The sequence below is a fragment of the Arthrobacter sp. H14 genome (assembly GCF_000520495.1).
Classification (GTDB): Bacteria; Actinomycetota; Actinomycetes; order Actinomycetales; family Micrococcaceae; genus Arthrobacter_C.
Window position 1 is genome coordinate 20,983 of sequence record NZ_KI914633.1, and the last position, 10,309, is coordinate 31,291.

The window sequence follows — 10,309 nt, forward strand, 5'->3', positions numbered from 1 at the left end:
GGACCATGCCCGCCAGCATGGCCGACTGCTGGAGATCCAGGTCGGAAGCGGGGATGCCGTAGAAGTACTGCGCGGCTGCTTCAATTCCAAAAGCGTTGGAGTTGAAGAAGACGATGTTGAGGTAGCCGGTGAGGATCTCCTCTTTGCTGAAGCGCTTTTCGACGGCGATGGCGAGTTTGGCTTCGCGCACCTTGTCGCCGAGATCCTTGTTGTCACCAATCAGCAGTTCCTCATTGCTTTCGGAACTCTTGATCGCATCGTTTAAAACGTTGTTGACGTATTGCTGGGTGATGGTGGAGGCACCCTGGCGTGAGCCGTTCATGATGTTGTTGGCCGCGGCACGCATGATGCCCTGGGCATCAACGCCGCCGTGCTGATAGAAACGGGAGTCCTCGATGGCGATGATCGCTTCTTCCATCACATCGGACACTTCATCGAGCTTCACCGGCTTGCGGTTCTCTGCGTAGATGCTCGCGATCTGCGTTCCGTCCTTGGCCAGCACGCGCGAAGGCTCGGAAAGGGGACCCACCTCCAATTCGGTGGGCAACTCGTCGAAGAACTCGAGGGACTGGCTCGCGGTAACTCCGGTGGCTGCTGCCATCGGGACCAGGAGGCCAGCCGCCAGCACCCCACACAAAGCACTGATCCCCAGAAAACCGAGGATCCGTCCTAGTGTGGAAGCTGTCTCAAAAACGGGAGATTTACGCGCTGCCATGTGTACCACTTTACAAGCCTCAGCTAGTGTTTAGATCATGGCTACATGGGAGTACGCGACAGTACCGCTAATCGTGCATGCAACTAAGCAGATTCTGGACCAATGGGGAGAGGACGGCTGGGAGCTCGTCCAAGTCGTTCCGGGGCCGGAAGGAAGCAATCTGGTTGCCTATATGAAGAGGGAGAAGGGCTGACATGACGCCTTCAAATCCCGACGCCGGATCACCGGTATCACAGGGAAGCAGCACTGCCGGGGTGACCTCCGCCGTCGAACGCCGGCTGCAGGATCTGGGCATCACACTGCCGGAGGTGCCAGCGCCTGTGGCTGCCTATGTTCCGGCCGTGGTCAGCGGAAACTATGTCTACACGTCCGGCCAATTGCCGTTCGTCAACGGCGAACTCGCAGCCACCGGGAAGGTCGGCGCCGACGTCGACCCGGAAACGGCCAAAAAGCTGGCCGCAACGTGCGCAGTGAACGCCCTTGCCGCGGTTAAAACGCAGATCGGAGACCTGGACAGGCTGCGGCGGGTCGTCAAGGTTGTGGGATTTGTCTCCTCCGATCCGGGATTCACGGGCCAGCCGGCCGTCATTAACGGTGCCTCCGAGCTTCTCGGCGAGGTGCTGGGGGATGCAGGCGTCCATGCACGATCGGCAGTCGGCGTAGCCGTGCTGCCCATGGATGCGCCAGTCGAGGTGGAATTGATTGCCGAGTACGACTAAACGCTATTTCCCGCTCGCCCCGGAACAGTACGGGGCGGCGCAAAGTTGGACGGAACAGGGCGAACGCACACCGCGCAAACCCCGGTTGGCCTCCTCGGTGGCCCTGCTACGCGACAGTGCGCAGGGTCTCGAAACCTACCTGAGCTACCGTTCCGGAAGTTCACCGCTCGGCACCATCGGATTTCCCGGCGGCAGCGTGGAACCAGGGGACGACGACGCCGTGGGCTGGCTGGGTCCGGCGCCGGCCAAGTGGGCGCAGATGATGGGTCTCGACGATCCGCAGCTGGACCGCCGGTATGTGGTGGCCGCCATCCGGGAGACCTTCGAAGAGAGCGGTGTCCTGCTGGCGGGACCCGATGCCGGAACCCTGGTGGAGGAAACCCGCGGGGATGACTGGATGCGCGACCGTGAAGCCGTCGCCAACCAGGAGCAGTCCTTCGCAGGGATCATGCGGCGCCGCGGGCTGTCACTGCGGACTGATCTGATCAAGCCGGTGGCGCATTGGCTGACCCCACCTTTCGCCCACCGGCGGTTCGACACCCATTACTTCACGGCCGTGGTGCCGGTCAACCAGACAACGTCCGTGCTCTCAAGCAAGGGTGTCTGGGGACAGTGGATGCCGGCGTCGCAAGTCATCGCCGAGCGGTTGGAAACGACATTGGGCGACGCCGTCGACGTCGAAAATACCCGGGGTCTCACGCTGGCTGAACTGACAGTGCCGGCGACCGAGGTGATCCTCGAAAAAATGGCAAAGGCGCGGGGATGCATCGCGTACCTCTCGCACAAACGCCCCATCCGCCTGTACCAGCCGGAGCTGGTGGTGCGGGACGGGGCGTTTATGCTCGAAGTCGATATGCCGTCGGCGATGGCCGAGGGCGCTCCGGCGAGGGAGCGTTAGCGGGAACGCTGGCGCAGGCGCTGGATGTCGAGAATGACGACGGCGCGTGCCTCAAGCCGCAGCCAGCCGCGCTGGACGAACTCGGCCAGGGCCTTGTTCACAGTCTCGCGTGAGGCGCCCACCAGTTGCGCCAGTTCTTCCTGGGTCAGCTCGTGCGCCACCAGGATTCCGTCGGTAGCGGGACGGCCAAACCTGTCGGCCAGGTCCAGCAGGGCCTTGGCCACGCGGCCCGGCACGTCGGAGAAGACCAGGTCGGCCAGCGACTCGTTGGTGCGGCGCAGGCGGCGGGCCAGAGCCTGAAGCAGCTGGGCCGAAACCTCCGGGCGGGACTCCAGCACGGTCCGCAGGTTCTCGTTCTTGAGGCCGGCCAGGCGCGTCTCGGAGACGGCGGTGGCGGTCGCGTTGCGCGGACTTGGATCGAAGAGCGCCATTTCACCGAACAGCTCGCCCGGGCCCAGGATGGCGATGAGGTTTTCGCGTCCGTCCGGGGCCGTGCGGCCGACCTTGATCTTGCCTGAGACGATGAAATAAAGCTGGTCGCCCTGGTCGCCTTCGCGGAAGACCGATGCTCCGCGGGAAAGGTCGACTTCGCTCAGTTCATCCGTCAGGGCAGCAAACACATCGTCGCTTAGGGAAGCGAACAACGGTGCCCGGCGCAGTACCTCGATATCCATGAAATCTCCTGTGTCAGTGTGATGGCTCTACCGCCAGTCTGCCGTATATCCGTCCTGAGTGGCACTTCCCACACGGATCACGTCTCTGTAATCGTGTCGATTCCGGGCGTCCACGTCAACAAATGACCGCGGCGGCGCTACTGCCCGGTGCTTCCGAGGGCCGGTCGGAGCCGGTCCGGAACCATGTGCCTGCCGTGGACGTTGGAAAAACTGTCAGCGTCGGAGAATACAATCAAGTTCAACACTTCGCCGTTGCTTTTCCTAACTGTCTGGAGATTAGTCCTTGCCCGGGTTCACCATCCTGGACGTCATCCTCGTCCTGATTTTAATCTCCTACCTGGTGTACGGATTCCGGGTCGGGTTCGTGGTGAGCCTCGGCGGCATTATCGGCTTTGCCGCAGGCGCGGTGGCTGCATTCCTCGCGATTCCACTGGTCAGCGGATGGGTTCCGGATGACGGCTGGCGGCTGACGGCGACCATTGCGGTGGCGGTGGTGTTGATCATTATCGGCAATGCGCTGGGCAGCGCCCTCGGCCACACGGTACGCCGCTGGCTCGATTTCCCGCCCCTGCGGGTGGTGGACCGACTCCTGGGCGGCATCGTGAATGTGGCCGTGGCAGCCCTGGTGATGTCGATGCTGGCCTTCAGTATCGGGTCCCTGGGCGCGCCGCTGATCTCCCAGCAGCTTGCATCCTCGACAGTCATCAGCACCATCGACAGGTACACGCCGGAACCGGTGAAAAGTGGAATGGCGCAGTTGCGCTCCATTGCCGTTCAGGACGGGATTCCGCGGATCGTCGAGAGCCTGCGTCCGGCGGAACCGGCACCGGTTCCGGACGCCAGTACAAACACGCCGGCCCTGAACCAGGCATCCCAATCGGTGCTGAAGATCTCCGGCACCGCCTTCCAATGCGGACAGAACCAGACTGGCTCCGGCTTTGTGGTGGCTCCGGAAAGGGTCATTACCAACGCCCACGTGGTGGCCGGTGTTCGCGAACCCGTGGTGCAGGTGCCTGATGGCGGAGTGCTGCCCGCCCGCGTTGTCCATTTCGACCCGGTCCGTGACCTGGCCGTGCTGGCTGTTGACGGTCTGGCTGCCGCTCCATTGCCACTCGGAACAAATCTGAGCGAGGGCGACTTTGCCGCCTTCGCGGGCTACCCATCCGGCGGCCCGCTGGTGACGCAACCTGCAACGGTGCAAAGTGTGTCGACGGTATTGGTGCAGAACATCTACGGCGCGGACCCGTCACCACTCGAGCTGTACCAGCTGGCGGCAAACGTCGAGCAGGGGAACTCCGGCGGTCCGCTGCTCGACAAGCAGGGCAGAGTGGTTGGGGTGGTCTTCGCCAAGTCGACGGCCGACATTCCGGTTGGCTACGCGCTGACCTTGAATGAGCTCCGGCCGGTGGTCGAGTCCGCGGCCGGGCTGACCGAAACCGTTTCGTCCGGGCAGTGCACGCGTAAGTAGGTGCAAACCCGGCCGGCAGCGGTGGATGGGAAAAGACTTCAGCCCAGCCACTGCAGGCTTTGTCCATGCGGACCGGTCAGGGCCAGCGGTTGACCGTCCAGCGCCAGTATGAAGCGGCCTTTCGCTTCAGACTTGAGATCCGCCAGCCGGCCCGCGACCTCCGGCAGGACGCCGCCGGCTTCATTCTGGGGCAGAACGCCGGATCCCTCATTGGAGATCCAGTGGCAGGGGAGCCGGTGCATGGCTTCAACGAACTGCTCGCGCGAGTGTTGGGGCATATAGGGCAGCACAGCTGAATGGAAAACGACGACGGCGCAATCCTCCGGGGCGCTTCGGACGAGGGCCTCGATGTGCTCGTTCACGTCCCCGGCGATCAGGCGCGGAGGATCGAGACGGGCCACCTCCAGTGCGGCACGGAGGCGCCGGCGGCGGAATTCCTGCTCCGGCCACACCAGGGCCTCCAGCCACGCTGCGTCTTCCGGACTCTTGACATCCAGCGGATTGAGGTCGATTCCGGAACGCCAGCCAATCTCCGGAATGGCGTGCGGAATCGGAACGTTTCCCGTCGTCGTACATTCCAGCACCGCAGCGCCAGGTCCACCGGCCGGATCCAGCCGCGGGCCGCCGTCGTACTGGTAGCTGAACTTGTCCGGGAAAAGGCACAACCCTGCGGAGGCTCCGGCCTCAATCAGCGCCAGCGGCTTGCCCTCGGCCTCAGCGATGGAGGCGAGAACGGGCAGCAGCGCCGCACAGCGGCCCGCCTCGTTGGTCTGCGTACTCCGGGCAAGCGCGATGTCCCGGATGCTGCTCCAATGTTGGAGGAGGAAACTGCGGAATCCGGCATAGGATCCGATCGGCGCGCCAAGCAACCGCGCAGCCGCGAGCACCAGGTTGGGCTGGCGTTTGGGCGCCGGAAGCGTGTCGATGAGCTCAAGCACCTGCGGGTCTTCGCTGATTCCCAGCGTCCACTCCGCGTAGCACGGCGAGGATCCCGGAGCCTCGACGAGCCCGAAATTCCGGTAGATCGCGGCCGTTCCCGGCGGAGTGCCGCTTGCAGACTGGCAGGTGTTCATCGCAGTAGGGTCACTGGGCGGATTCACAGTTGGTGCCTCAGCCCTGGACCGCCGGCGGAAGAAGTTTGGCGGCCAGCCAGTCGAGGGCCAGCGCGTAGCCCTGCGGCCCGGCGCCGGCGATGACCACGTCGGCCACGCCGGAAACGTAGGAGTGGTGGCGGAATTCTTCGCGCCGGTGGATATTGCTCAGATGCACCTCTGCCACCGGAAGCTCCACTCCCGAGAGCGCATCGCGGATGGCCACCGACGTGTGGCTGTAGGCGCCGGGATTGATCAGGATGGCGGCCGCCGTTCCCCGTGCGGCGTGGATGGCGTCGATCAGGACGCCCTCGTGGTTGCTCTGCAGGCACTGCACGGAAAGACCGTGCCGCTGGGCTGCTTCCGTGGCGAGCTGTTCGACGTCGGCCAGGGTGGCGGTGCCGTAGACCGCCGGCTCGCGGGTTCCGAGCAGGTTCAGGTTGGGGCCGTTGAGAACCAGGACTGTGCGGGCTGTGTCATTGGGGGAGGCAGTCATGGTCCAACTATGCCAAACCCCGCACAAGGTTGGCGGATTCGTGACGGTGGGACTCGTCCACCGATGAAGTTCCGCCCCGGCGCGGGGTCAGGCAGTACTGTGCAGGTCAGGCCGGCGACGACTCACATCGTCGTCGGTCGCGGCTGTTGAACTACTTCTTGAGACCCTGCGTGATCTGGTTCATGACACTGCTGTCCGCGAGGGTCGAGACGTCGCCCACCTCCCGGTTTTCGGCCACGTCCTTGAGCAGTCGGCGCATGATCTTACCCGAGCGGGTTTTTGGCAGCTCGGATACGACCAGGATCTGGCGCGGCTTGGCGATCGGGCCGATTTCCTTGCCGACGTGGTTCCGCAGCTCGGCGACAACCTCGGAGGTGTCCGCATCTTCGCCCTGCGCTGCAACCTTCTCGGCGGCTTCGCCCCGCAGAATAACAAACGCGACGACGGCCTGGCCCGTGGTCTCGTCGGTGGCGCCGACGACAGCAGATTCGGCCACAGACGGATGCGAAACAAGTGCCGACTCGATTTCCGTGGTGGAGAGCCGGTGACCGGAAATGTTCATCACATCGTCGACGCGGCCGAGCAGCCAGATGTCGCCATCCTCGTCCCGCTTGGCGCCGTCTCCGGCGAAGTACATGTCCTTGAAACGGGACCAGTAGGTTTCCTTATACCGTTCCGGATCGCCCCAGATGCCGCGCAGCATCGCCGGCCATGGCTCGCGCACCACCAGATAGCCGCCGGAACCGTTGGGGACCGACTCTCCGGACTCGTCAACGACGTCGACATTAATACCGGGCAGCGGTACCTGGGCGGCGCCTGGCTTGGCCGCGGTGACGCCGGGCAGCGGGGAGATCATGATGGCACCGGTTTCGGTCTGCCACCACGTGTCCACAATGGGTGTGGCGTCCGAACCGATCACCCGGCGGTACCACATCCAGGCCTCGGGGTTGATCGGCTCGCCGACCGACCCGAGGACGCGCAGCGAGGACAGGTTGTACTTCGCGGGGATATCCTCGCCCCACTTCATCATGGTGCGGATCGCCGTCGGAGCAGCGTAAAGGATGGAAACCTTGTACTTCTCAACGATCTCCCACCACCGGCCCTGATGCGGGGTATCAGGCGTACCTTCGTACATCACGATGCTGGCGCCGTTCAGGAGCGGCCCATAGGTGATGTAGCTGTGGCCGGTGACCCAGCCGATGTCGGCCGCACACCAGTAGACGTCCGTCTCCGGCTTTAGGTCGAAGACATTCTTGTGCGTGTAGGCGCACTGGGTCAGGTAGCCTCCAGTGGTGTGCAGGATGCCCTTCGGCTTGCCCGTGGTGCCGGAGGTGTAGAGGACGTATAGCGGGTGTTCGGAGTCGTGTCCGACGGCGGTGTGGTCCTTGCTTGCCGTAGCGACAGTTTTGTCCCACCACAGGTCGCGGCCCTCGGTCCATTCCACCGTTTCCTCATTGCGCTTGACCACCAGGACGTGCTCGACCGTCGAATTGCCATCGGCCAGTGCGTCGTCGACAGCGTTCTTGAGCGGACTCGGCTTGCCGCGGCGGTAAGTGCCGTCGGCCGTGATGACCAGCTTCGCTTCGGCGTCGTCGATCCTGTTGCGCAGTGCATCTGAGGAGAAGCCGCCGAAGACCACCGAGTGCACCGCGCCGATACGGGCGCAGGCGAGCATGGAAATGACCGCCTCAGGAATCATTGGAAGGTAGATCGCGACCCGGTCGCCCTTCTTGACCCCGAGGGATTCGATGGTGTTGGCCGCCTGCTTGACCTGATCGGTCAGCTCCGCGTAGGTGATCCTGCGGACATCGCCGGGTTCACCTTCGAAGTTGATTGCCACCCGGGAGCCGTTGCCTGCCTCCACGTGGCGGTCCAGCGCGTTGTAGGCCGCATTGACCTTGCCGCCGATGAACCATTTGGCGAAGGGCGCCTCGGACCAATCGAGCGTTTGGGTGAAATCCTGTTCCCAGCTCAGCAGTTCGCGGGCCTGGCGCGCCCAGAATTCCGTTCCCTCGGACGCGGCCTCGTCATAGACCGATGGTTTGGCCACCGCATTCGCGGCGAATTCGTCACTGGGCGGAAACTGGCGGCCCTCGTGCAGCAGGTTCTCCAGCGCATCCCCGTTTGACTGTGCCGACGTTGCGTTGTCTTGAGACATCTTTAACCTCTTCAAGGATCGGATCCATTACCAAGTACCGGCCCGCGGCTTCGTGGCCCGGTTCACTACTTTCCAGACTATCCCTACAACGACTGTGCGTGTGCCCCGTCACATGGGTGGACGCCAATAAGCGGTGTCATTTCTGCGGCGAACAACACATGAGCCCATGGGCGACACAGAACTTTCGAGCTAGAGATGCACCGTACGGTTTACTAGGCTGGACGTTGAGCAGAACAGGCACCATTATGGGTGCGCAGACGTACAAACCAGACGTACACAGAAGCACCGCGCTGGCTGGGACTGCCGCAGGCGACTCGGCGGTAACAAAGGAGACCAAGGTGACTGATAATCAAGTTGAGCAGACCGGGGATGCCGATAAGGCGTCAGAACACGGTGTGGAGGATGAGACGCCCGAGGTTGAGTCCTCGGCGGCGGGGTCCCCGGAGGCTGTGCCCGACGGCGGCACGCGTCCACAGGCATATCTCGGTCCGTTCACGCTCCGCGACGTTGTCGTCTTCGGCTCCGTGGCACTGATGTTCATCGGAAGCCTCATCCCAATGGCCATCGCTCCCGGTTTTTACAGCAATCTGTGGAATTCGACCTCGCTGTTCTTCCTGGGCCTGGGCATCCTGCTTCCGCTGATCGTGGCCGTGCTGTTTGCGGCGCGCCGGCTCTCGCCGGGAACCAAGATGCGGATCGGGTCCCTGTCCGTGGACCAGTTCGGCTCCGTCGTCGCGCTTTTCGCGGCCGCTTACTTCTTCATAGTCACCGTGGGCACTTTCGGCTTCGCGCCGCTGCTGGCGTTCATCGGCGCTCTAGGCCTGGTGGCGTCGACGACCCTGAGTCCGCACCTGACCATCTTCAAGCCGGAATTCGCCGACCGGACGGAATTCCCGGCACATATGATGGCCCGCGAAGCCGTGCAGCCCCAGCCGAAACCAGCAAAACCGGCCAAACCTGCCAAACCCGCCAAGCCGGAGAAACCGTCGAAGCAGTCCGCCGTCGAGGGGCAGGACGAGGCGCGTCGGGGGGTGTTTGGCGCACGTCCTGCCGACAACCAGGAGCAGCACGCCGGTGGTCGGGATGAAGACTACGATTACAGCGGCACGGGTGCGTACGGGGATGGCGGTACCGACGCATACGGGGATGCCGGCCGTGAGGAATGGCCCTCCACCGGCACGGCCGCGTTCCCCGCCGTCGGACACAATGAGCCGCGCAGCGACGCCTGGGACCCAACCGCGCAGGACGCCGGACAGGACAGCCGCGACGACGACGTCGATCACTATGCTGGCCGCGACGGCCGCGACGACGAGCCATCCTGGAATCAGGAGCAGCACCGTGCTCCGCAGTCCTTTGGAGCCACCCGGGAATCACATTCCGGCACCGACGAGGAGGACTACGAGGAGGAAGAAACCTACGACGCCTTCTGGTTCGCCGTGGGCCAGACGCGCGAGATCGTCGACGAGCAGACCGGCGCGCCGGTCTTCGCGATCGAACCCGGCGCCTGGGTGCTTGCCCTGCAGGACCGCGGGGACGAATTCCTGGTGCAGAACACTGATGGCAGGGTGGGCGTGCTCCGCGATCTATCCAATATCGAACGGGCCTGACGATGCCCGCCGTGCGTCCACGGAAGCGGGCTAACGCCGTCGAATCACCGCTCGCGCTTAAACGCAGGGCACGGAAAATCAACCGGGAACTTGCGGAGCAATACCCATATTCGGTGGCGGAGTTGGACTTCCGGAATGCGTACGAGCTGGTGGTCGCCACGGTACTGTCGGCACAGACGACCGACGTGCGGGTCAATATGACCACACCGGCGCTGTTCGAAAAATATCCGGACGCCACGGCCCTGGCCCAGGCCAACGAAGCGGAACTGCAGACAATGATCCGGGCCACCGGGTTCTACCGGGCCAAGTCGGCAAACCTGATCGCACTGGCCACCAGGATCGTGGATGAATACGACGGCGAGGTGCCCTCCCGGGTCGAGGACCTGGTGACCCTCGCCGGCGTCGGACGCAAAACCGCCAACGTGGTGCTTGGCAACGCCTTCGGTATTCCAGGCATCTCGGTGGACACGCACTTCGGCCGGC

At 63.7% G+C, this 10,309-nt stretch carries 11 protein-coding genes; 6 read left to right on the forward strand and 5 right to left on the reverse strand.

Annotation, left to right across the window (positions count from 1 at the left end):
• On the reverse strand, window positions 1–715 hold a 715-nt coding region (locus Y707_RS31245), incomplete at its 3' end, for a transglycosylase domain-containing protein (RefSeq protein WP_035780356.1).
• Window positions 716–752: 37 nt separating this feature from the next.
• On the opposite strand from Y707_RS31245, the gene sp36 reads away from it, so the two are divergent.
• From sp36 to Y707_RS0104565, 3 genes are read left to right on the forward strand one after another with little or no spacing between them, the layout of a single operon-like run.
• Entirely contained in the window at window positions 753–908 is a 156-nt protein-coding gene (sp36, locus tag Y707_RS29530) for a Sp36 family protein (protein WP_081744613.1), read from the forward strand.
• Window position 909: 1 nt separating this feature from the next.
• On the forward strand, window positions 910–1,434 hold the full coding sequence (locus Y707_RS0104560; protein ID WP_026534197.1) for a RidA family protein: 525 nt from the start codon (window positions 910–912) through the stop codon (window positions 1,432–1,434).
• Complete coding sequence (locus tag Y707_RS0104565) at window positions 1,418–2,332, forward strand: NUDIX hydrolase (protein WP_026534198.1); 915 nt, start codon at window positions 1,418–1,420, stop codon at window positions 2,330–2,332. Before Y707_RS0104560 ends, Y707_RS0104565 begins: the two co-directional genes overlap by 17 nt.
• On the opposite strand, the gene Y707_RS0104570 is transcribed toward Y707_RS0104565, so the two are convergent.
• Window positions 2,329–3,006: a Crp/Fnr family transcriptional regulator gene (locus Y707_RS0104570; RefSeq protein ID WP_026534199.1), complete on the reverse strand. Its 678-nt coding sequence runs from the start codon at window positions 3,004–3,006 to the stop codon at window positions 2,329–2,331. The two genes, Y707_RS0104565 and Y707_RS0104570, sit on opposite strands and share 4 nt — an antisense overlap.
• A 283-nt stretch (window positions 3,007–3,289) precedes the next feature.
• Here Y707_RS0104570 and Y707_RS0104580 point away from each other — a divergent pair, with 283 nt between their 5' ends.
• Window positions 3,290–4,474 (forward strand): MarP family serine protease, encoded by a 1,185-nt coding sequence (locus Y707_RS0104580; RefSeq protein ID WP_026534200.1) that lies wholly within the window; start codon window positions 3,290–3,292, stop codon window positions 4,472–4,474.
• 38 nt (window positions 4,475–4,512) lie between these two features.
• Here Y707_RS0104580 and Y707_RS0104585 read toward each other — a convergent pair whose 3' ends face one another.
• The 3 genes from Y707_RS0104585 to acs form a co-directional block, all read right to left on the reverse strand.
• Window positions 4,513–5,547 (reverse strand): DUF2332 domain-containing protein, encoded by a 1,035-nt coding sequence (locus tag Y707_RS0104585; protein ID WP_051441650.1) that lies wholly within the window; start codon window positions 5,545–5,547, stop codon window positions 4,513–4,515.
• Between the two features lie 37 nt (window positions 5,548–5,584).
• Window positions 5,585–6,061, reverse strand: coding sequence for a type II 3-dehydroquinate dehydratase (gene aroQ, locus Y707_RS0104590; protein WP_026534202.1), 477 nt, complete (start codon window positions 6,059–6,061; stop codon window positions 5,585–5,587).
• A 151-nt stretch (window positions 6,062–6,212) separates the two neighbouring features.
• Window positions 6,213–8,219, reverse strand: coding sequence for an acetate--CoA ligase (gene acs / locus Y707_RS0104595; RefSeq protein ID WP_026534203.1), 2,007 nt, complete (start codon window positions 8,217–8,219; stop codon window positions 6,213–6,215).
• A 338-nt stretch (window positions 8,220–8,557) separates the two neighbouring features.
• Here acs and Y707_RS32640 point away from each other — a divergent pair, with 338 nt between their 5' ends.
• Complete coding sequence (locus Y707_RS32640) at window positions 8,558–9,826, forward strand: hypothetical protein (protein WP_253905060.1); 1,269 nt, start codon at window positions 8,558–8,560, stop codon at window positions 9,824–9,826.
• Window positions 9,827–9,837: 11 nt separating this feature from the next.
• Window positions 9,838–10,309, forward strand: a 472-nt coding sequence (locus Y707_RS23460; RefSeq protein WP_035780359.1) for an endonuclease III domain-containing protein, incomplete at its 3' end; no start/stop codon positions are given.